23 protein-coding genes are annotated in these 20,996 nt (G+C 35.2%); 12 read left to right on the plus strand and 11 right to left on the minus strand.

Going from position 1 to position 20,996, the window contains the following annotated elements; all coding sequences use genetic code 11:
- Window positions 1-219: 219 nt before the first annotated feature.
- Window positions 220-381 carry a hypothetical protein gene (locus GVN22_RS10610; RefSeq protein ID WP_166551004.1) on the minus strand — a complete coding sequence of 54 codons (162 nt, stop codon included), beginning with the start codon at window positions 379-381 and terminating at the stop codon, window positions 220-222.
- A gap of 467 nt (window positions 382-848) precedes the next feature.
- On the opposite strand from GVN22_RS10610, the gene GVN22_RS10615 reads away from it, so the two are divergent.
- Window positions 849-1,211: a helix-turn-helix transcriptional regulator gene (locus tag GVN22_RS10615; protein ID WP_166551005.1), complete on the plus strand. Its 363-nt coding sequence runs from the start codon at window positions 849-851 to the stop codon at window positions 1,209-1,211.
- Window positions 1,212-1,357: 146 nt separating this feature from the next.
- Here GVN22_RS10615 and GVN22_RS10620 read toward each other — a convergent pair whose 3' ends face one another.
- From GVN22_RS10620 to GVN22_RS10655, 8 genes are all read right to left on the minus strand, one after another.
- The gene (locus GVN22_RS10620; protein ID WP_166551006.1) at window positions 1,358-1,849 is read right to left on the minus strand and encodes a hypothetical protein; all 492 of its coding nucleotides are present in this window, start codon (window positions 1,847-1,849) and stop codon (window positions 1,358-1,360) included.
- An 895-nt stretch (window positions 1,850-2,744) separates the two neighbouring features.
- Entirely contained in the window at window positions 2,745-3,185 is a 441-nt protein-coding gene (locus GVN22_RS10625; RefSeq protein ID WP_166551126.1) for an IS1 family transposase, read from the minus strand.
- A gap of 108 nt (window positions 3,186-3,293) precedes the next feature.
- Entirely contained in the window at window positions 3,294-3,689 is a 396-nt protein-coding gene (locus GVN22_RS10630; RefSeq protein ID WP_166551007.1) for an IS1 family transposase, read from the minus strand.
- A 259-nt stretch (window positions 3,690-3,948) separates the two neighbouring features.
- Complete coding sequence (locus tag GVN22_RS10635; protein WP_166551127.1) at window positions 3,949-4,152, minus strand: DUF2314 domain-containing protein; 204 nt, start codon at window positions 4,150-4,152, stop codon at window positions 3,949-3,951.
- Between the two features lie 188 nt (window positions 4,153-4,340).
- Complete coding sequence (locus GVN22_RS10640; RefSeq protein ID WP_166551008.1) at window positions 4,341-4,976, minus strand: hypothetical protein; 636 nt, start codon at window positions 4,974-4,976, stop codon at window positions 4,341-4,343.
- Window positions 4,977-5,215: 239 nt separating this feature from the next.
- Window positions 5,216-5,821 (minus strand): matrixin family metalloprotease, encoded by a 606-nt coding sequence (locus GVN22_RS10645; protein WP_166551009.1) that lies wholly within the window; start codon window positions 5,819-5,821, stop codon window positions 5,216-5,218.
- Between the two features lie 189 nt (window positions 5,822-6,010).
- Window positions 6,011-7,621, minus strand: coding sequence for a glycoside hydrolase 43 family protein (locus tag GVN22_RS10650; RefSeq protein WP_166551010.1), 1,611 nt, complete (start codon window positions 7,619-7,621; stop codon window positions 6,011-6,013).
- Window positions 7,622-7,984: 363 nt separating this feature from the next.
- Window positions 7,985-8,986, minus strand: coding sequence for an amidohydrolase family protein (locus tag GVN22_RS10655; RefSeq protein WP_166551011.1), 1,002 nt, complete (start codon window positions 8,984-8,986; stop codon window positions 7,985-7,987).
- A gap of 248 nt (window positions 8,987-9,234) precedes the next feature.
- Here GVN22_RS10655 and GVN22_RS10660 point away from each other — a divergent pair, with 248 nt between their 5' ends.
- From GVN22_RS10660 to GVN22_RS10710, 11 genes are all read left to right on the plus strand, one after another.
- The gene (locus GVN22_RS10660; protein ID WP_166551012.1) at window positions 9,235-9,828 is read left to right on the plus strand and encodes an HD family hydrolase; all 594 of its coding nucleotides are present in this window, start codon (window positions 9,235-9,237) and stop codon (window positions 9,826-9,828) included.
- Window positions 9,829-9,930: 102 nt separating this feature from the next.
- Window positions 9,931-10,521: a TetR/AcrR family transcriptional regulator gene (locus GVN22_RS10665; RefSeq protein ID WP_166551013.1), complete on the plus strand. Its 591-nt coding sequence runs from the start codon at window positions 9,931-9,933 to the stop codon at window positions 10,519-10,521.
- Window positions 10,522-10,625: 104 nt separating this feature from the next.
- Window positions 10,626-11,051 (plus strand): hypothetical protein, encoded by a 426-nt coding sequence (locus GVN22_RS10670; protein WP_240915607.1) that lies wholly within the window; start codon window positions 10,626-10,628, stop codon window positions 11,049-11,051.
- 29 nt (window positions 11,052-11,080) lie between these two features.
- Window positions 11,081-11,392, plus strand: coding sequence for a DUF3817 domain-containing protein (locus tag GVN22_RS10675; protein WP_166551015.1), 312 nt, complete (start codon window positions 11,081-11,083; stop codon window positions 11,390-11,392).
- A gap of 314 nt (window positions 11,393-11,706) precedes the next feature.
- Window positions 11,707-11,919, plus strand: a complete 213-nt coding sequence (locus GVN22_RS10680) for a hypothetical protein (RefSeq protein WP_166551016.1) — start codon at window positions 11,707-11,709, stop codon at window positions 11,917-11,919.
- A gap of 93 nt (window positions 11,920-12,012) precedes the next feature.
- Window positions 12,013-12,570, plus strand: a complete 558-nt coding sequence (locus GVN22_RS10685) for a dihydrofolate reductase family protein (RefSeq protein WP_166551017.1) — start codon at window positions 12,013-12,015, stop codon at window positions 12,568-12,570.
- Between the two features lie 279 nt (window positions 12,571-12,849).
- A complete protein-coding gene (locus GVN22_RS10690) occupies window positions 12,850-13,689 on the plus strand; it encodes an SDR family NAD(P)-dependent oxidoreductase (protein WP_166551018.1) in 840 nt (279 codons plus the stop codon).
- Window positions 13,690-13,839: 150 nt separating this feature from the next.
- Window positions 13,840-14,754, plus strand: coding sequence for an AraC family transcriptional regulator (locus GVN22_RS10695; RefSeq protein ID WP_166551019.1), 915 nt, complete (start codon window positions 13,840-13,842; stop codon window positions 14,752-14,754).
- A 128-nt stretch (window positions 14,755-14,882) separates the two neighbouring features.
- Complete coding sequence (locus tag GVN22_RS10700) at window positions 14,883-15,686, plus strand: SDR family oxidoreductase (RefSeq protein WP_166551020.1); 804 nt, start codon at window positions 14,883-14,885, stop codon at window positions 15,684-15,686.
- Window positions 15,687-15,814: 128 nt separating this feature from the next.
- Entirely contained in the window at window positions 15,815-16,735 is a 921-nt protein-coding gene (locus GVN22_RS10705; protein ID WP_166551021.1) for an AraC family transcriptional regulator, read from the plus strand.
- A gap of 163 nt (window positions 16,736-16,898) precedes the next feature.
- On the plus strand, window positions 16,899-19,385 hold the full coding sequence (locus GVN22_RS10710) for an outer membrane beta-barrel family protein (protein ID WP_166551022.1): 2,487 nt from the start codon (window positions 16,899-16,901) through the stop codon (window positions 19,383-19,385).
- Window positions 19,386-19,527: 142 nt separating this feature from the next.
- On the opposite strand, the gene GVN22_RS10715 is transcribed toward GVN22_RS10710, so the two are convergent.
- Both GVN22_RS10715 and GVN22_RS10720 read right to left on the minus strand, forming a co-directional pair.
- Window positions 19,528-20,124: a hypothetical protein gene (locus GVN22_RS10715; RefSeq protein ID WP_166551023.1), complete on the minus strand. Its 597-nt coding sequence runs from the start codon at window positions 20,122-20,124 to the stop codon at window positions 19,528-19,530.
- Window positions 20,125-20,374: 250 nt separating this feature from the next.
- Window positions 20,375-20,968 (minus strand): redoxin domain-containing protein, encoded by a 594-nt coding sequence (locus GVN22_RS10720; protein ID WP_166551024.1) that lies wholly within the window; start codon window positions 20,966-20,968, stop codon window positions 20,375-20,377.
- Window positions 20,969-20,996 lie beyond the last annotated feature (28 nt).

The raw sequence follows: 20,996 nt of genomic DNA on the forward strand, positions 1-20,996 counted from the left end.
AATACAACCAAACAAACTAAATCAAATAAGACAGACATTTTACAAACAGTTAGTAGGTGGTCGTCTATTGTTCTTAATGTACCAAGCAATGAGTAATCCCCCGATTACAAAGCCAGCATAAATGTGAAAGTCGCTATTCATGAGTTTAATATTAGAGTTGAAAATGACAAAATTAAGTAAAAATCAACTCCTCAGCCGAATACCAACATGTTGGGATGCTTACTCATCGGTATCCTTTCCGTAAAGCAAATCTTGTAAAAACTGAGAACGATTGAGGACTTCACCTAACATCGCAATCAAAAAAGCACCCAAACACATTGCAAGTATAAACTGCATAAGTGGGTCAGCGGACAAAGAGCGAACTAATTCAGGTATATTCATGGTGTAATAGAGGGTTAAATGAACGTAATGAACTATTAATATGAATAAATGAAATGTGTAAAATATCGTAAATGAACTAATGAGGGTAGAGAAAGTACAAGGTGTCTTATCAATGAATCCTAATAAACTTTGTTATGCACCTTCAAGCTCAAGTAAAACTCGCAGAAGCTCTATTTCATCTCTTGTCCATCCAATCTCGCCTGAAATTTTGGACTGAAAATTTCTTTCTTTGTACCCGTATCTTGTACATAAGGTGTTCTTTATCTGTTTTCGGTCAACTCGTGCCAGAGAACGATAGGCTTTTTTGATGTCATCCTTTGAAACCATAAAGATTTAATATTTTAATAGATTTTAGACTAAAAAATCGAATAAATCATATTAAATTCGGATTATATTCGTTTTTATTGCGTTTTGTATGCACAAATATCATAGAAAAATCCGAATTAAAAAATAAATCAGACAAAAATATGAAAAATTTTTCTGAAAAATTAAAGAAAGCCCTAAAAGCCAAAGGAATGACTCAAGGGAAACTCTGCGAAGAGATAGGTATGTCGATGGATGGATTTAAAAGAATGGTGGATGCTGATAATATAAAGGTTAAAACATTAGAGCAAATTTGTGAGGTGTTGGGAGTACCTTTAAATTACTTTTTAGAGATAGAGCCTGTGAAAACAGAACCCGTTGGTTTTTGGAAAAGACTGATTGAAGAAGCAACAATGGAGGCACAAAATTGGAAGATTCGAGCTTATCAACTCGAAGAGCAGTTGGGTAAGAGCGGAAATTTTAAATATGTTAGTAGAAGACAAGGCGTGTTGGCGAGTGTGGCATAGGCTTTTTTTTTGCCCCATTTACTAACATTTCTACTAACATTTGCAAGTTTAGGCTTGCAAGCCCCTGATTACCAGTTAGGTTCGAATCCCTACGAGACCACTGAAAGCGAGTCTTATGACTCGCTTTTTTGTTTTTTTACGCTTTATTATTTTGCATCACTATCTGTATTTGACCAGATAATTTCCCCTGTTGTTTCAAAAACTCCAACATCCCCCTTTGACAAAAAAGAAGCCTTGAATTTCTCTGTACTTGTAAAACCTTTCAACTCCCCAATCAATTTTTCTAATAATTGCTCTTTTAATGAATTTCTAAAATAATTTTCTGGAAGGGGAAAATACATGTTTGTTGGCTCAAATTCTACTAGATTTAAGGTTGTGTATTTATCCTTTTCATAAGAGTTGAATCCTACCAATGTTAACGTGTATGATTGCTCTGATTCAAAAAGTCCGATTCGATATTCATCAATTGGTTTTTGAGGGGAATCTTCATCGCAAATACTACCTAACCATTCTTCCAATGAAATAAAATTTGATTTTAAATCTGAGGGTGGACTATCAATATCGTCTTCGATAACTGTAAAAGATCCGTGTACTGTAATGTCAGACTCTTCTTTTTTGTATTCTTGATTATGTGCCATAAATTGAGAGGTTAGTCATAAAATGTATCTAAAAATTGATTTATTATCGTCCAACTTAGTTCTACAATCTAACTTTTGGGAGATTCATATCCTTGTTAAGCTAAATTTAATAAAATTAAATGTGCATGAAAACTTATTAGGCAATCAATTTAGTATTAACTTATTATATGAGAAAGTGATAATTTCGATACGCCTCAGCTAATACAGCCTGTGGCAATCTTAAAAGGTTGACTGTCCAATAGCTATTGCCTTTTAAAACCAATCTTGGATTTAAAAGATGAATCAATTTTTTGCACGAAATCCGATATTGCCAATATCGAGGATTATAGTATGTCTCACGGTTGTATGAACAAGTAGAATTGAGAATCAAACAAAATGCAGTAATCACTTGGTAGTCCCTATCATTTTTCAGTAATAATTCTATAATTGTCATCATCAAACCAGGAAATAGTTTCCTTAGTCCATCCACCAATTTGGATGTCGTTCTTGAAAATGAAATGTTTTCTTCTTAGGAGCCCATTTATGTTATACAAGTCAGCCACCCTACTTGGAAAATTCAGTAATTCTTCCTTTCACTTTTAGTTCTAAACTTTAAGAAGCTAATATCTCATCTTACTAAATTGATAGAGGTACTAAAAAAAGTTCTATTATAAAACAATATATATTTTGCTCTATCGAATCTTCATTAAGCCAACGAAATGTTTTCTAGTAGCAAATTGCATTGTTTATCCCTCAACATATAATTGATAATAGTCGAAAAAGAATGTTTTTTTATTGTGATTTATGGTCGAATCTATTTGATTCGAATCTTGATTATTTGATTTTGAAGTACAAGATACCAGTCCAAAAGAAAAGGATATCAAAAGGGTAATTGAAAGAAATAATTTCGGTAGTCCTAAAAATGTAATGCTTTTCTTTCAAGATTATAGTTACAAATAAAGTGTTTTATTGCACCAATATGGTTTACGAGAGATTTTGAGAAACTTAAAGCTTTTCTAACTAGTCTGGATGCTCTTTGTCTTAATGTTGCATTAAAACGCTCAATATAAGCTGTCAAGCCACTGTCTTTACCAACGCCAAAATGTTTCTCTTTGCCAAATGGCTTTACATAGGCTTGCCAATAGTCTGAAAAAAAGCCTGCACTGCCCTTGAAAATAGCTGGTATTTTTTCATAAAAGAGCAACGCATCGTCTGTTGAACGCCCTCCCACATGAAAGGCTATAATTTGCCTATTAATAGGGTTAAGAGCAAGCCACAACCACTGTTTATTGCTCCTCTTCCCAACAAAACTCCATAGTTCGTCGGGGGCGCCAAGTCTAGTTGAATGCCATAAAATTCCACCCTGACACCTCTCTCTTTGCTATACAATTCCCTTACTAACAAATCGTTATTTTCAATATCAACCAAATTCCCTTCAAAAGAGCAGACCTCTCCTGTAATCACCTCAATTTCTGAGACTTGAATATATTCTTGTAATGCAATCGAATTTTTTTATAACCTCTATTTTGGCTATTTCTTCATCCATCCTGTCTGCTAAGTAAGATTCAATATCAGGCAAAGTCAAGTCAGCATTCAAATCATCTGGTAAGTTTTCATACAACTTTTTGATATAAGCTAAAAGCCATTGCTCGCTCACATCGCATACTCGACAAATACCAGATAATGAAATCCGCTCTAAAAGTAATTTGTTGATAAGGATTTTATCAGACTCCGACACAAACCAATCTCGTCCACCTTCTACAAATTGACGGTTGCAACTATGACATAAATAGTTTTGCTTACCGTAATGCGTATGACCATTCTTCTTTGTTGTTGTACTACCACAGTGACTACAGTTCATTTTACCTTTTTCTACAAAGATAAATAAAGCATTACATTTACAGGACTACCAAAATTTCATTGTTCAGAATTTGTCTACTATTTTTCTATCATCAAATAGGTCAGGTGTGAAAATGGAATTCCTTGAACTAATATCCTATGCGAATCGAAAACTTGAAGTGGAATTTGGTTAATATTTGCTAATTATGCTCAGTATAAAGACCAAGGTTGTGTATCCGAGTTTTCTTTCTAATGATACTAAAACATGAAAAGAGCATTGACTAATTTTCTATCTTAAAAGGGAAGTTGGCATCAAAATCTTGTTGTTCTTCCTTCGTCATGCGGCTTCGTATAAGTTTCATTGTGTAGCCACCACGAAGTATTCCATTATCGGCATACATCCAATCTGTGATATTATCTTTATCAAGTTTAATTTTGTCACCCAATTTTACTTTTGTTGTTAATTCTGGAAGGTTATCAACTATTCCAAAATATTACCCGTCTTTGATAATAATGCTTGTAGCCCAAATGTGTTCAGCACCGATAGATGTCGGAAATTGTACTTTTAAAGCAAATGTGCTTGTGTCAAATTTATTACTTGTGAACACTTTATCAAACTGAGTAATAGTATTTTTCGCTTGCAAAATTGCCTCATTCATTGTGATAAGCTTATTTATCTCCTATCAGGGTGTTTTAGTTCGAAGATTTCATTCGACTCCAATTCATTTTTTAAGTCGTCAGTAATAACATACGTCCCATTACTCAATATCTGTATTCCATTGTTCTTCAACGCTGTTAATATCCTATTGGCAATTGGCTGAAATTGCTTATGATAAAATTCAAAATCCGATATGCTTTTATTATATTCTATTTTCCAATTCTCACCAAATGTCATTGTTAAATATCCTTCGTCTAGCCACCATAAATTATTTAACCCAAGATGTCCTAAGAACTTAAATGCAAATTTTCTTTGTCCATCTCCTTGATAAATTCCGCAGTACAAACGATAAAATTTGACCAGATAAGTATCAAGTCTTTCGTAATCAGTCAAAAAAGCATTTAGTGTCTTTTTTAATTTCCAAGTTTCAAATTGTCCTTCATCAATAATTTGTCCAAATAAAAAATCTTGAAGCCTATTTCCATTTTTTTCTTTGTAATTGAAGCTTATAAGTTCAGAATAAGTTTCATCATCCAATTGTTGTACTAAATCTAACTGTTTGTAAATGAAATCCTCTAAATCCAAAACTGAGATGTCCCCGTTCAGATACTTGTAAAATTGAATTTTATTTTCGTCTGAAATTATATTCATAATAGGGATGCTAACAAATTTACAACCACAATATAATCAAATTTTATTCTGCCTATCTAACCATTATAGCACATTGAATGATGTTGATAATTTTCTTAACCCAAATCAATATGCATTCAATATCTAAACTATATGAGCAAACAGAGATATTATCCCTAGTCTTCTCGATGGTTTGAAAAGTGTGGAGGTATAAATACATTTGCTCATTATGCTTTTAGATAAAACCACTCAATTAAACCTCACAGTTTCCAGCCTTTTTTTTGCAAAAGCTTTTTACAATCTTTACAAAATTCCTTCTCTTCATTCGTAGGATTTTTGCCTTCTGCATCTCTCATAAAACAATGCGTTTGTTTGCAATGCGGTAATCCTTGAGTATGTCCCAGTTCGTGAATCGCAACTTTAAAAAGTTGTTCTTGTCTCGCTTTTTTATCCAAACGAAAGGTTGAAGCAACACAGACTTTTCCTGGACAATATCCAAGTCCCAAGACACCAAAATCTTTGACCGAACCTTTTGTATTACTAATATCCTTGTTTGTCAAACCAATAAAAACATAATCATCCGCCTTGGATTGACGAAGAAATGCTAAAATTGAGTCAGCCCTGTAGCGATTTCTTGGTTTGTAGTAGGCTTGTTTTGGAAGGTTAATTTTAGGAAGGACAACTACCTTCGGATAAAACGATTTTATCTTTTGCTCAACATACACTACGTCCTGTTCTGGAATACCTGTAAAAGTCTGAATAGCAATGGTTATAGAAGATTCTGTTTTGCGGTCTTTTTGAGTACAATAAATAAGACCACTAAAACATAGGGTCAACAGAAACGTTATTGTAAGGTAATTGAACATAAGTTTTTTAGGAATAAGCGCTTTGAGAATGCTCAATAAGGCTCTAATTTATTCAACAAACTTCTTATTTATTAATATTTTTTGGTGTAATGTCAACAGCGACGATTGACACTACACCGATTTTATTTTAATGACAAAGTTCAACCTTCGTACGCTCAAAATTCACAACTCAAAACTCATCACTACTGCTTATCTCTTAAACGAATATTTCACAAAATCTACATCAATAAATCCCTTCTCTTGTTGAGTATTGTAACTATAAATGCCAATTCTATCGCCACGATAACTTCCCCAAGTGAGTTGGGTTGGTAATCCCAATGGAGTAAAATCTTTACCGTTCAAACTGTAATAATATTGGTTCATGCCGTCGTAATTCCAAGTCGATTTTAGCCAAATTACTTTACTTTTAATCTCTTGTCCTACTATCTCCTGATTTTTATAGGTAAACACTAAATGCCTTTTATTTCCTCTTTGTTTTACCCCAATATTAGCAATCGAAGTAGTTGAAAAATGCGTTAAACCAGCCTGCTGTCCATCACTCATATTGGCAATATCTACTTTAATCGTTACGGTACATTCTTGTGTTCTAAGACTTCGTTGGGTAAGCGTATTTCCTGCTCTCAGTAGTATATCTACAGTATCTTGTGGGTTTATGGGTTGAAAAGCATACAAACGTAAATGTCCTTTTCTTGCACTCAATGACCATTGTGAGGCTCTTGGTTGATAGTTCCATTCCCAATCTGGAGAAAGTATTTTTTCCGAAAAAGACTCCTCTGTTTGTCTTACTAATTTTGTAGTTTGGTGTATGATAGGCTTTTTACCTGACCATACCATTGTGCCAATCGTGTCAGCACCAACTTTTCCGATAATTGGCCAACCTGCGACCCAGTTTACAGGCAACAAACTAGCGGCTCTTCCCTCCCAATCACCGCGTCCATGATGCGTAAAAAACCACCATTGTCCATTTTTAAGCTCAATTAATCCTCCTTGATTGGGTTCTTTGTCGAGTTTTTTATCAACATGATTGAGTTGTTTTACTTCCCAAGGACCTGTTAGACTTTTCGAGCGCTCCATCATAATCACACGTCCTTCAGTTTTTACTTCACTAAAAAAATGATAATACGTCCCATTGATTTTATAGAGTTTATTCGCCTCGCTTCCTTGTGATTGATAGATTATCCTATCCGATTCTTGGATAATGTTTTTCCCATCAGGTGTCATTTTGAATAAATGAATATTGTATTTTTTGTGGTTGATGGGGTCTGGTTCAAAATTGGTGGCAATAAAATATATCTGTCCATCGTCATCACAAAACGAACAGCAATCATCCCAGCCCGAAACCTTCCAGACTTGGTGAAGTGGCTCCCATGGTCCTGCTGGATTGCTGGCTGAGCTCATAAAAAAACCGTCGTCGGGCGTACCAAAATAAACCCAATATTTGCCTTTATAGAATCGGATTGAACCTGCCCAAATTCCTTTGCCATAGCTATCCATTTTATCCCAATTGAGTTTTGGACTTATTTGCGTCAAATCCTTCACCACATGACTAATTACCTCCCAATTGACCAAATCCTTAGAATGTAGCACTGCCATGCCAGGCGAAAATTGCATTGTTGAGGAAATAGCATAAAAATCATCGCCCACCCGAATAGCATCCAAATCACTAAAATCGGATGGCAACACAGGATTTTGAAAAGTACCATTCGATTGATCACCCCACTTGGCACCAAATTGAGCAAACAATAAAGTATTTGAAGAAAACAAATAGAAAGCAACGATGAAAACAAGCGATTTGAGCATAGATTCAAGGATTTTGTAATATTTCTCTTACATAAAATGTTTAACACAGATGAAAGGTTAAAAAGAGATTTATTACTCAATTCCTTGTAAAAAACAAAAATAATGGTAGAATTCCGAGAAGCCAATATGAAACACAACCATCTAATATACAGCAAGTTAAAACAAATCCACATAATTGCGTTTTGGGATTAGAATTGTTTTAAAACTACTCATCAAAAAAGCGGTCGAAAACAATTTTCGACCGCTTTTTGAATCTCGGTTTTAGACGCAAAACATTGCGTCTCTACTGCTAGAACATAGATTTTAAAAATAATCACTCATTCAACATTCATTAAATTCGGGTTACGTTTACTCCTGCTTTCTTTATTTAAACTTACTGGCGTCTAAATTGAAAAATCTTACCGCATTGTTAAAGAAAATATCTCTTTTTTGGTCTTCTGACAAATAGTTGGCACTTTCAATTACTTGGATAGATGTCTCCAACAATTTTGGCCAAATCATAAGATCAGTTCCGTACAAAATTCTTTTTCCAAAACCTGCTTGAACGAGTCTTTTCAAATACGCATGGATTTCTTCTAAAGGATAACTCCAAATAAAACCTGCCAAATCGACATATACATAGGCATTTGCACCCATCAAGGCAATCATTTCATCGGCCATCGGGTAGCCTGCATGCATTACCCAAATTTTTAATTTTGGATGTTTAGCCAACATATCCTCCAACAAAAAAGGACGCCCCAACGAAGCACGGTATTTTGGATTACTGATATTGATATTGCCGTTTCCGCCCGTACCCATGTGAATACCCACAGGCACACCCAAGCGCTCGGCAACCGCAAAATACTCATCTAGACTAACATCACTCGGAGACATTCCCTGATACTGTGGTGCTACCTCTCCCATTACTTTATAAAAGCCAGCTGTCAACGAATCTTCGAAAGCTTTTACTGTCATATCCTTATTGCTACTAATACCTAAAGATGGAATAATACGGTTAGGTGCTGCTTTATGCCAATTATGAATCACACTGGCATCGCCACTTACAATCATCGTAACATTGAGTCGCTCGGCAGTAGCCAATAAGGCATCTTGCATTTCCTTATCGGTTTTAGCAGCCTTCAAGGGATCTGGGCAGTCCAAATTAAAAATTGATGGATTATCACCATGATTATGTGGGTCAGCGCCTGGCATATTTTTCAAAAACCAAGGGCAAAGATCTGCTGTATTGGGACTAGCCTTGAACGCATGCACATGTACATCGATGATTGGATAATGCTTTTTGGGTGCTTGTGCGTACGAATTAACTTGAAACGCTAAAACCATCACCAGCAAAAGTACATTGCGAAAACAATAAAGATATTTCATAATTGGATAGTAAATAATTGAGTAATAAATTTCTAATGTAACAAATTGAGACATTAGACAAATGTAAAACTTTTGTCCTTATTATTACAATATTTTCAATGAAAATTACTATTAACAATAGTTGTTAAATTACTTCCATTTCAAAATTTTCTATCTCAAGTTTTTTCTTAGATAGAATAGCCCAACTCAAACACATTGTTCTATACCATGAATTATTACCTTTGTATTTAACATTAAACTAGGTCAAGATGATTTCTGATAATTTACTCAAGCAAATTGCCTTTATCAAGGAGATTGATAAGGTTAAGTATATTCAAAGAAAAACAAAGCTTTTCAATAGCGATAGAAACGAAAATGATGCCGAACATAGTTGGCATTTGGCGATTATGGCGGTAGTTTTGGCTGAACACTCAAACGAAAATATTGATGTTTTAAAAGTGATTAAAATGCTTCTGATTCATGATATTGTAGAGATTGATGCGGGAGACACTTTTATATACGATACACAAAAAAATCATACTAATACCGACGAGGAAAGATTGGCCGCTAATCGTATTTTTGGTCTGCTTCCTAAGGCACAAGCTGACGAATTAATTGAGATTTGGGAAGAGTTTGAGGCTGGCGAAACCAAGGAGGCTAAATTTGCTAAAAGTATGGATAGATTAGAACCGTTATTGCAAAATACTTCTAACAATGGTGGCACTTGGGCGGAGTTTGGTGTTGACTACGACAAAGTGTACAACAAGAAAAAGGTTATTAAAGAAGGTTCTGAAGTCATTTGGGATTATGCCGAAAACCTAATCAACGAAAGTGTTGACAAAGGTATTCTAAAGAAAATATAGACAATTACAGGGCTACCTGATTTGGGCATTCAGTTTTTGGTAAAACATTGTTTATGAGACCATTTACTGAATGTCAAAATCAAAAATTTGATTTTACAAACTATGAAAAAATCAGCGGCAACACGATTAATGATTTTACAAAAAGCATTTGAATTAATTTATGCAAAAGGCTATCAAACCACTAGCATAGATGATATCATTGCTACGACCAAAGTAACCAAAGGCGCTTTTTATTACCATTTCAAAACTAAAGATGAAATGGGCTTGGCGATAATCAATGAGTTGCTTAAGCCACAACTAACCGCTGGTTTTATTGAACCTCTTCAAAACAATGAAAATCCGCTAGATGCCATTTATCAATTGATGCAACATCTGTTACTTGAAAATGATTTTTTGAAGGTAGAGTATGGCTGTCCTGCTGCCAATTTCACACAAGAAATGACACCTTGGCATTCGGATTTTAGCTTAGCATTGTATGAAATTACTCAGCTATGGAATACTCACATGATTGCGGCCATTGAAAAAGGTCAACAAAATGGACTTGTTAGACCAGATGTGAATGCCCAAAGTGTAACCATGTTTGTGATGTCAAGCTACTGGGGTATCCGAAATTTTGGCAAGTTAGAGAATAGTAAAACCGTGTATCTGCCTTATTTAAAGGAGCTTAAATCCTATCTTGATTCACTGAGATAATTTTTTTATTCAAAAAACATACTAACTAGTATGTTTTTTGAATACCTTTGTTACATCAAACAAATCAAGCGATGTATCAAACACTTACTTTTTATCACAACTTCATGCGGTGGCTCGTTTTGGCGAGCCTAATACTAGCGCTGTATCGAGCGTATCGGGGCTATTCCACGAAAGCGACTTTTTCAAAAACGGATAATACTATACGACATTGGACTGCTACTATTGCTCATATCCAATTGATGATTGGCATGACCCTCTATTTCAATAGTCCTATTGTCAGGTATTTTATGCAGCATTTTAAAGAAGCGGTTCAACGATTCGAAATGACTTTCTTTAGCCTTATTCATAGTACTTTGATGCTAATTGCCATAGTTCTTATTACGATTGGGTCTGCCAAATCAAAGCGGCAAACCACCGATTCCGAAAAATTCAGGACTATGCTTGTTTGGTTTTCGGTATCGCTCTTGATTATTTTCATTGCCATACCTTGGCCATTTTCGCCATTTGCACACAGACCTTACTATAGGTAGAACTCTTCATCCTTTAATTTTCATCTTATATGCTCACATTATTCAAAACAAAACTCGGACGTATACGCATCATCGGTTTCTTAGAAGGGCTATCTCTTTTAGTGCTCATTTTCGTGGCGATTCCCATGAAACATCTTTTTCATAATCCTGCACTATCAAAATTTTTGGGTCCTATTCATGGGGCAATTTTTCTGGTATTTGTGCTCAATACAATGAGTTTGGCGATAGAACAAAACTGGAAATTTAGAACAACCACTTGGAAGATCATAGTCGCGTGTTTTATTCCTTTCGGTACTTTTTATATTGATCATAAAATTTTCAAAAACATAAAGGAATCATGATAATAGCGATTATTGTCACTGTTTCTATCCTTCTTATTTATTTGGGATACCGAACTTAAGAAGATCGCAATAAGCGATATGCTATAGGCTATAGGCTGGTAGTATAAAATTGTTATTAATGAAATCATGAATACATTTTTGCTTAATGCCTACGGCTTACAGCTTAAAGCGTATTAGTGCAATTTTATTTTGCATTAATACTTAAGAAGTGTAAAAGTTGAAAATATTCTTAAAGAAAAAGGTTTTCGAAAAGTCTTTAATGGAGGAGCCTGGGTAGATTTAGAAAAAATTGTCAACGAACAGAAGCATTAAACATGGTATTTGTTTTTAAAACTAATATTGCTAATCAATTTCAAAAGGAAGGTATTTCTAAGCTTCTGAAAAGGTATTTTCCTACCTGCCATTGGAGTTTCGATTTGGAAGATTGTGATAAAGTTCTGCGTATCGAAAGCTCATTTGATGTAACCCAACACGTAATACAACTGATGCAAGAAAATGGATATGATTGTGAAGAGCTTATAGATTAGTCAAACCTTTATTTTGTAGTATTTACCCATCAGAATCGACGTAACAATCATGGCTTTTTTTTATCTAATCACTTACATTTGAATAAAAAAACTATGAGAAAATTAAGATTGCAAATGCAAATTTCTGTTGATGGATTTGTGGCGGGTCCAAATGGAGAGGAGGATTGGGTCACAAGAGGCGACACTAAACACTGGCAACTTATCAATGATTTGGCGGATAGCTCAGAAACGATACTCATTGGTAGAAAGATGGCAGAGGCTTTTATTCCTCATTTTGAGAATTTTGAGGAAGAAAATCCCAAAATTGAGTTTGCTCAGAAAATGGTGAATATGCCAAAAGTCATTTTTAGTAAAACCCTTGATGCTCCATTTGGGAAAAATACCACTCTCGCAAGCGGTGACTTAGCTGAAGAAATTTCTCGGCTCAAAAACCAAACAGGAAAAGATATTCTCGTGTATGGTGGTGTAAGCTTTGTGTCGTCCCTCCTAGCTGGTAGACATATTGATGAAATGTATTTGCTGGTCAACCCTATCCTAATCGCTAAAGGAATGCGTATTTTTGATCTACTCGAAAATCGTCAAAACCTAACCTTAGTAAGCGCTACCCCCTCGTACACAGGCGTGACGGCTATGCACTATCGATTGGGGTAACGGTGAATTGAGCATTGAGTTCCTTAGTTTTTCAAACAATTAAAAGTAAGTTATTAGTTAACAGTATATCAGTTATTGAAATAGGCTCATAATCAGAAGGATATATTCAATGTGTAATGTAGCTATATGATTAATTCTTTCTTTCTTATTACTTATTTCAAAATAACAAATAACATCAAAATCTCCCACATACACGATTCAGCTACAGCATCGATTGATTGGGCTACTTTTTTGGGGTGTTCATTATGCAATTTTGCATCAACAAAAATGAATAAAACAATGAACACAGAAAAAGTATGGTTTGTAACAGGGGCTTCAAAGGGTTTGGGGCTTGCTTTAGTAAAACAGTTATTACAAGAAGGATTTAAGGTAGTTGCTACGACAAGAAGTATCCCAGCTTTAACGGCTGAATTGAATTTTGGTTTAGATCAACTTCTGCCTCTTGAAGTGAATCTGACTGATAGTTTAGACGTAAAATTGGCAATTGAAAAGAGTATTGCACATTTTGGCAAAATCGATGTCATTGTCAATAATGCGGGTTATGGTCAATTAGGCACGATTGAGGAGTTGACAGATGAGGAGGCTCGACAAAATTTTGATGTAAATGTCTTTGGAGTTCTTAATGTGATTAGACACGCGATGCCGTATCTGCGTGCGCAGCAATCAGGACATATCTTCAATATCGCTTCTGTAGGTGGGTATTTTGGAGGCTTTGCAGGTTGGGGAATTTATTGCTCCACCAAATTTGCGATGGCTGGTTTTACCGAGGCTTTAGCAGAGGAAGTAAAAGAGTTTGGCGTAAAGGTTACATTGGTATATCCTGGTTATTTCCGTACCGACTTCTTATCGAAAGGTTCTCTCAAAACGCCTTTGAACTCGATTTTAGCTTATCAATCGGCTCGTGAATCTGAAAATTTGCACCTAAATGCAATTGATGGCAATCAGCCAAATGACCCAGACAAAGCTGCTGCTGCTTTAATTGCGATAAGTAAAGAACAAAAACCACCCGTACACTTGTTGTTGGGAAAAGATTCTTACGACATGGTACAACAAAAAATCAGTATCATGACTCAAGAGGTAGAACAATGGAAAGAGGTATCCGTTTCAACGGCATTCTAAATATTTAAGTAAGAAGACGTTATTAGTTAATAGTATATTAGTTATTTGAAGGAATTTATAATCAGATGATTACATCCAAATAGCACCATAAAATACTATTGATTTAATCTTTCCCACTACTTAATCGCTTTTAACAGACATTTATTTACTATGGAGAATACATTTCGTTTTAATACAATTGCTGAATTTCATTCATTTTGCCAGTTGCCTAATCCTGAGCATCCTTTAATTAGTTTGGTTGACTATAGTCAAGTGAAATATCCAGACTTGGGCGTACAGATGAAATGGGTTCAAAATTTTTATACGATTGGCTTAAAACGAAATGTTTCTGGAAAGTTTAATTATGGACAAACGCAATATGATTTCAATACGGGTCTATTGAGTTTTGTTGCGCCACTGCAATGTTTAAAAGTCGAAATTAATCCCAATGTCGAAGTTGAGCCTACAGGTTGGCTTTTATTAATTCATCCTGACTTTTTGTGGAATACAGGATTGGCGAAGAAAATCAAATCTTATGACTTTTTCCAATATGCTGTCAATGAAGCGCTATTTATGTCAAACCGAGAGGAAGAAATTATGGTAGAGATTCTACGTAAAATCCAACATGAATATCAATCTGCGATGGATAAATTTAGTCAAGAGCTAATTGTTACCCAAATCGAGTTATTGCTGATTTATGCTGAAAGGTTCTATGAGCGCCAATTTCATAGCAGGAAAAAATCTTCGTTCGAATTACTAGACAAATTTGAACATATTCTTACCAAACACTTTACCGATGGTAATCTCTCAGAAAAAGGCATACCCACTGTAGCTGATATTGCAGAACAACTCCATATTTCACCCAACTATCTGGGGAGTATTTTAAGAATTCATACCTCACAAAATACGCAACAACATATTCAAAATAAGCTTATTGACTATGCCAAACAATATTTAAGTACCACTAATATGTCGGTAAGTGAAATTGCTTTTTGCTTAGGATTTGAACATTCGCAATCGTTTAGTAAGCTTTTTAAACTCAAAACCCAGCAAACGCCTTTGGAGTTTCGACAGTTTTTTAATTAGAAATAGCAAAGTTTGTGCAAATAGAACCTCAAAGTATTTCTGGAAACAACCAAACTCATTTTGGAAACATTTCGCAGTTGGGCCTTTTCTAATTTTGTTGAGTAAATTTTAAATCTCAATAAACAATCATGAACAAGACCATTTTTATTACTGGCGCCTCGTCTGGCTTAGGAAAAGCAACTGCAAAATTATTTCAATGCAAAGGTTGGAATGTTATTGCTACTATGCGTAACATCGAAAATGAAACAGAATTATCTCAACTCGAAAATGTAACGTTACTACCTTTAGATGTTACAGATTTGGAAAATATCAAATCTACTGCCCAAAAAGCGATTGAGTTGGGAGTAGATGTTGTCTTCAACAATGCAGGATATGGCTTGATTGGCCCTTTGGAAGGCTTATCAGACGAACAAATTATTAAACAATTCAATACTAATTTGTTGGGCGTATTGCGTGTTACAAAAGAGTTTATTCCTTATTTCAGAGAGAAAAAAGCTGGTATGTTTGTTACCACTACCTCGATTGGAGGGCTCATTGCCTTCCCGATGGGTTCTACATATCATGCTACCAAATGGGCATTGGAGGGCTGGAGTGAAAGTTTAGCCTTTGAACTAAATGCTTTTGGTATCGATGTCAAAACGGTATCTCCAGGCGGAATCAAAACCGATTTTATGAGTCGCTCGATTGATACTGGCTCAAACTCTGCTTACGATGAGTTGTTTGGTGTAATGCTTCAGAATTCGATGAATATGTTAGAAAATTCTTCTGAACCAATTCAAATTGCGGAAGTAGTATACGAAGCTGTAACAGACGGGAAAAAACAGTTACGCTATGTAGCAGGTGCCGACGCACGTGCCTTATATGCTCAAAGATTAGAACAAGGCGATGAAAAATTTAGAACTTGGATAGGACAAGAATTCTTAGGAAGATAGTCTCTTCGTTGGGGTTATCCAAACATCTCACAGTTGATTTATTAGGATAATCCCAATATCTTAGCCAATTTAGCGAGGTACTTAAGCTTCATCAAAATCGACATAACATTCTATCTATCAATACCATTATGGAAAAATCTAATCCTATTCGTGTTTCTTCTATTTCGGAGCTTCATCGTTTATTGCAGCTTCCGAAGCCTTTGCACCCCATGATTAGTTTGGTAGATAATGCCAAAATGTCAAGAGATTTTGACTTTATGTATCATCCTTTTTTTCTTGATTTCTACAAAATTTCTTACAAATATTCTACCAATGGTCGAATGGGCTATGGACAAGGGTTTTATGATTTTAGCGAAGGAGGATTGATGTTTACAGCGCCAAATCAATTAATTTATACTGACAACGACCCCAATGAAGACATTCAGTACTTTGGTTTTACCTTATTTTTTCACCCTGATTTTATTCGAAATTATAGCTTAGGTAGAAATATCAAACGATATGGATTTTTCTCCTATGATACCAATGAGGCGTTGCATTTATCAGAAAAAGAAAAAAAGGTTATTGTAGGATTATTGGGAAATATCGATGAAGAACTTAACACCTCTATTGATGAAATAAGTCAGGATGTGTTGGTGTCGTACTTAGAAGTATTGCTCAACTATAGCAATCGTTTTTACAAACGGCAATTTATTACTCGAAAAACGGTCAATCATGATATTCTGACTAGCATAGAGCAACTATTAGATAAATATTTTGCCTCTGAAGAATCGCTCAATAAAGGACTTCCAACGGTAGAATACTTGGCATCACAAGTTAATTTATCGCCCCGATATTTAAGTGATATGTTGCGCTCGTTGACTGGTCAAAGCACACAACAACATATTCATGACAAACTCATTGAAAAGGCAAAAGATTACATTAGCACCACCAATTTGAGTGTCGCCGAAATCGCTTATCAGCTTGGGTTTGAGCGTCCACAATCATTCAACAAACTTTTTAAAACCAAAACAAATCAAAGCCCATTAGAATTTCGAGCGAGTTTTAACTAATAAAATCATTTTCAAGAAAAACCTAATATGACTATCTGAACGGTGGTTGTATTAGGTTTTTTTATTTTTCCCGTAACCTTTTGCTCCTTATCTGCATCCAAGTATTATATGCTACACCATATCAAGTATTTGATTTTTATTCTAAACTTAATTCTTCTCAATCATGAAAACTTATTTTTACACGCTGCTGATTTTATTGACTTTATCAAATCTCAGGACTCAAGCACAGGGAAAAATCACAGGACAAATCACAGATCATAAAGGTAAAATTGTAGAGTTTGCTACAATTACCCTTTTACAAGCCAAAGATTCGAGTTTGGTAAAAGGGGCTTTGGCAGATGCCAATGGAACATTCGAATTCGAAAAAATCAAATTTGGCTCTTATCTAATCGCTATTTCTCAGTTGGGTTATCAGAAACTTTACACGCCCAAGTTTAGTCTTTCATCAGAAAACCCCTCTATCAAACTTTCTAATTTGACATTGGTTGAGGAATCAAAGGAACTAAGCGAAGTGGTGGTTACGGCTAAAAAACCTTTTATCGAACAACAAATTGACAAAACCGTTGTCAATGTTGAAAATTCCGTCGTTTCAGCAGGAAGTACTGCGATTGAGATTCTGGAAAAATCGCCTGGTGTAAACGTCGATAAGGATGGGAATATATCCTTGAAAGGTAAACAGAATGTCATGGTTATGCTCGACGGAAAACCAACGTATATGTCATCGAGTGACTTAGCAAATATGCTTCGAAATATGCAATCGACCCAGTTGGACAAGATAGAAATTATGACCAACCCTCCTGCCAAATATGACGCCGCTGGCAATGCAGGTGTGATTAATATTCGCTTGAAAAAAAATCAAAATCTAGGCTTCAATGGTTCAGCCAATCTTGGATTAGGATATGGGTTTTATCAGTCATTACCCAAAGAAAGTGCAGGTTTGAATTTGAATTACCGAAAAGAAAAACTCAATATATTCGGCAATTTTTCAGGAAATGACCGCCAAAGTTTTCAATTACAGGAAATTGACAGAAAGTTCTTTGAAGGTGAAAAAGTAATATCAAGTTTTAATCAGACGGCAGATGAGAAACGAAGAAATAACTCGCTGGCTTATAAAGTTGGGCTCGATTATTTCATTGATAAAAAGAATACGATTGGCATTTTGTTTAATGGCATGAATGGTAACTGGAATAACGACAGAAACAACCAAACGGCTATTAAGAATGCCTTGAATCAATTGGATACGACCTCTGTAACGCTAGGCTTTATGAGAAATAAATGGGGTAATTATGCCACTAACCTGAATTTCAAGCATGTAATTGATTCAACTGGCAAAGAAATTACAGCCGATTTGGACTACGCTCGTTATGATGCCGACAACTCGATGAAATACAGAACCTCCAAATTTGATACACAAAATATTTTACGGGAGACTAGAAATGAAGATGGTTTGACAGGCTCAAGAATCAATATTTACTCGCTTAAAGTTGACCTTATTTACCCTATCAACAAGACGTCTAAGTTTGAAGCTGGTCTAAAATCTAGCTATGTTAACTCAAACAACGATATGCGCTTTGATTTCTTGGTTGGGGATAATAATACGCCTGTGCTGGACCCTACACGTACACGAGATTTTGTTTACAAGGAAAATATCAACGCTGCCTATATAAACTATTCTAAAGAATTCAAAAAGCTGACTATGCAGTTGGGCTTACGCATGGAAAATACCAATGGACAAGGGACTTTACTCGGCAAAGATTTACTAGACAGACATTATACCAACTTTTTTCCAAGTGTATTTTTCCGTCAAAAACTCGCCAAAAATCATCAATTGGGATATTCATTCAGTCGTCGTATTGACCGACCAAGTTATGAGGATTTGAACCCATTCCTGTTCTTCTTAGACCCTTACACCTACCAAAGAGGCAACGAACTATTGCAACCACAATACACTAATGCCGTAGAAGTGTCGCATACTTACAAAGAGAGTATAACCACTACAATCAACTACAGCAGAACAGAAGGTATAATGACACAAATTTTAGAGCAAAATAATGCCCTAAAAACCACCAATGTTACCAAAATCAATATTGGCTATGTAGAAAATCTGGGTATTTCGTTTTCGGTGCCTATGCCAATTACCAAATGGTGGTTTAGCAATACCTACTTTAATTTATACAATAATCACTATGTTGGTGAAATTCCGAAAACTACGATTGAGTCTAATGGCACATCAACCACTGTTTATCAGCCCTTCGATGCTCGTGCAACAAGTTATACTGCCAATATGACGCATCAATTTACCTTACCTCGAAAATATTCAGTGGAGTTGAGCGGCTGGTATTTGTCTCCATTTATTGAAGGTCAACTAGCAGGGAATCCTATGGGGGCAGTTTCTTTTGGAATCCAGAAAAAGATGATGAATGACAAGGCATCTATCAAATTAAATATCAACGATATTTTCTGGACTCAACACTTTAATGGGACTTTTCTCTTCAACGATATCAATGTTCAGCTCAGAAACAAATGGGAAAGTCGTGTGATACGTATCAATTTTTCTTACCGTTTTGGCAACAGTAAAATTGTAGGAGCACGCCAAAGAAACACAGGCTTAGAGGATGAAAAAAATCGGGTAAAAAGTGGGGGTAACTAACCAACTAGACTTATGAAACAGGGTATTTGTTGTTAAAATATATCATTGCCAAAACTTTTTTTCCTCCTAGTGGGCGATTCAAATCGCCCACTAGGAGGAAAAAGAAAATAACTAACCTTGTGAAACAAAGAAAAACTATATTTCAATTTATTGCTAAAATAAGCGCATAGTCTTTATTTTCAAATCCCTCGAACTGAGGCTTCAAAACGATGTACATAGCTGAGTCGGACAATCTATCGCCAAACTCTACAGTTTCGACCTCTTGGTTATGAAACATACGTTTCACCCGTCTGGTCGGCTGATACTCTTTTAAATTATAATCTCTTAAAACTGTATCTAGACATATCTTTGCTTCTTTATTTTTTGCCACAAAAGTGTTCTGAGAACTTGATTCTACAACAAAAAGAACGTCATTCATGATAAAATAGCCACTGAAAGTGACTTTTTCAGTCTTGAAGAAATTGGTACTGGATACAGTTGCATAATACTCTGTGTGGGCTTTACCATTTGGAAGTTTTCTTTGTTCTTCCTTCAAAAGAATAAATTTTGTTTTATCCTTTTTCAAGGCCTTCCAAAGAGGATGATCGTGCAAGGTAATACGGTTATAGTACGCATATATTGCCTTTGTAACAAGCGGATTATCCATGGCATACTCAACCATTTCACATTGAGAAAACGTCAAATATCCGCAGGATAAAAACAATAAAAGAAACGATAGTTTTTGGGAGACATTTTTCATAATTGTAGTCAACAGGTTTTATTTCAAGAACTCAAACAACTGATTATCAAATCAATAAAATCTAATACTTTCACCTTATTTCAAGTATTTGCCAAATAATAGGGTAAATATCTTTCTCCATCTGAAAAAACTTTCAAAATACGCCCTGATTTTGATGCGATGATATGTGTGGGAAAACTGTTAAAACCCAAAGTATTTTCAATAAAATTTTCTTGATTAGCCACAGTAGCATAATTGAAACTTTTTTTACTTAAAAACTCCTTGAGTTTTTTTCATTGTCAAGTGCTAAACTCAAAAAAACTATATCCTTGCGGTGATCAAATGCTTTAACCATCTTATTCATAGCAGGCATCTCTTCCACACATGCATGGCATCGAATAAACCATGTTTTTAACACAAGAATTTTACCCTGAGTGTTCTGATTATCGTATTGGTTTCCCTCTAAGTCCAGCACTTTAAAGGTAGGAAATGGTTTACCTTCATAGCTCATAAAATTCTCTTCGATTTCAGCAAATTGTGCGACTGTTGTGAGAATTCGGTCATTTATGGTAGATTTTTCCTTGTCTAATCTGTAAAGCTTATAATAAACCTTACCATTCTTCTCCTCCCGAATAGGTATATATTGTCTTTGGGTTAACGCTTTCAGAAAATACATTCTTTGCATTTGATTACCTTGCTCGTCTAAAGGTATAAAGTCAGCACTAAGTCCTGTATTTTGGTTAAAGTATGTCAAATAGGACATAAAATCCTTCAGAAAGGGATAATTCTGTGGTTTATTTTCGCAACCCAAAAATGAAAGATAGAGTACCAAACTCAAATACCTATAGCTTTTAATAAATCGCATATCAATTTTAGATTCAGAAAGTATTTAC

Origin of the sequence: Cellulophaga sp. BC115SP, assembly GCF_009905545.1 — a bacterium.
Taxonomy (GTDB): Bacteria; Bacteroidota; Bacteroidia; order Cytophagales; family Spirosomataceae; genus Flectobacillus; species Flectobacillus rivi.

What these genes read in the sequence shown, in the direction of transcription:
- GVN22_RS10610 (WP_166551004.1), bottom strand. Translation starts at nt 381, where the DNA reads ATGAATATACCTGAATTAGTTCGCTCTTTGTCCGCTGACCCACTTATG.
- GVN22_RS10615 (WP_166551005.1), top strand. Translation starts at nt 849, where the DNA reads ATGAAAAATTTTTCTGAAAAATTAAAGAAAGCCCTAAAAGCCAAAGGA.
- GVN22_RS10620 (WP_166551006.1), bottom strand. Translation starts at nt 1,849, where the DNA reads ATGGCACATAATCAAGAATACAAAAAAGAAGAGTCTGACATTACAGTA.
- GVN22_RS10630 (WP_166551007.1), bottom strand. Translation starts at nt 3,689, where the DNA reads ATGAACTGTAGTCACTGTGGTAGTACAACAACAAAGAAGAATGGTCAT.
- GVN22_RS10640 (WP_166551008.1), bottom strand. Translation starts at nt 4,976, where the DNA reads ATGAATATAATTTCAGACGAAAATAAAATTCAATTTTACAAGTATCTG.
- GVN22_RS10645 (WP_166551009.1), bottom strand. Translation starts at nt 5,821, where the DNA reads ATGTTCAATTACCTTACAATAACGTTTCTGTTGACCCTATGTTTTAGT.
- GVN22_RS10650 (WP_166551010.1), bottom strand. Translation starts at nt 7,621, where the DNA reads ATGCTCAAATCGCTTGTTTTCATCGTTGCTTTCTATTTGTTTTCTTCA.
- GVN22_RS10655 (WP_166551011.1), bottom strand. Translation starts at nt 8,986, where the DNA reads ATGAAATATCTTTATTGTTTTCGCAATGTACTTTTGCTGGTGATGGTT.
- GVN22_RS10660 (WP_166551012.1), top strand. Translation starts at nt 9,235, where the DNA reads ATGATTTCTGATAATTTACTCAAGCAAATTGCCTTTATCAAGGAGATT.
- GVN22_RS10665 (WP_166551013.1), top strand. Translation starts at nt 9,931, where the DNA reads ATGAAAAAATCAGCGGCAACACGATTAATGATTTTACAAAAAGCATTT.
- GVN22_RS10670 (WP_240915607.1), top strand. Translation starts at nt 10,626, where the DNA reads ATGCGGTGGCTCGTTTTGGCGAGCCTAATACTAGCGCTGTATCGAGCG.
- GVN22_RS10675 (WP_166551015.1), top strand. Translation starts at nt 11,081, where the DNA reads ATGCTCACATTATTCAAAACAAAACTCGGACGTATACGCATCATCGGT.
- GVN22_RS10680 (WP_166551016.1), top strand. Translation starts at nt 11,707, where the DNA reads ATGGTATTTGTTTTTAAAACTAATATTGCTAATCAATTTCAAAAGGAA.
- GVN22_RS10685 (WP_166551017.1), top strand. Translation starts at nt 12,013, where the DNA reads ATGAGAAAATTAAGATTGCAAATGCAAATTTCTGTTGATGGATTTGTG.
- GVN22_RS10690 (WP_166551018.1), top strand. Translation starts at nt 12,850, where the DNA reads ATGAACACAGAAAAAGTATGGTTTGTAACAGGGGCTTCAAAGGGTTTG.
- GVN22_RS10695 (WP_166551019.1), top strand. Translation starts at nt 13,840, where the DNA reads ATGGAGAATACATTTCGTTTTAATACAATTGCTGAATTTCATTCATTT.
- GVN22_RS10700 (WP_166551020.1), top strand. Translation starts at nt 14,883, where the DNA reads ATGAACAAGACCATTTTTATTACTGGCGCCTCGTCTGGCTTAGGAAAA.
- GVN22_RS10705 (WP_166551021.1), top strand. Translation starts at nt 15,815, where the DNA reads ATGGAAAAATCTAATCCTATTCGTGTTTCTTCTATTTCGGAGCTTCAT.
- GVN22_RS10710 (WP_166551022.1), top strand. Translation starts at nt 16,899, where the DNA reads ATGAAAACTTATTTTTACACGCTGCTGATTTTATTGACTTTATCAAAT.
- GVN22_RS10715 (WP_166551023.1), bottom strand. Translation starts at nt 20,124, where the DNA reads ATGAAAAATGTCTCCCAAAAACTATCGTTTCTTTTATTGTTTTTATCC.
- GVN22_RS10720 (WP_166551024.1), bottom strand. Translation starts at nt 20,968, where the DNA reads ATGCGATTTATTAAAAGCTATAGGTATTTGAGTTTGGTACTCTATCTT.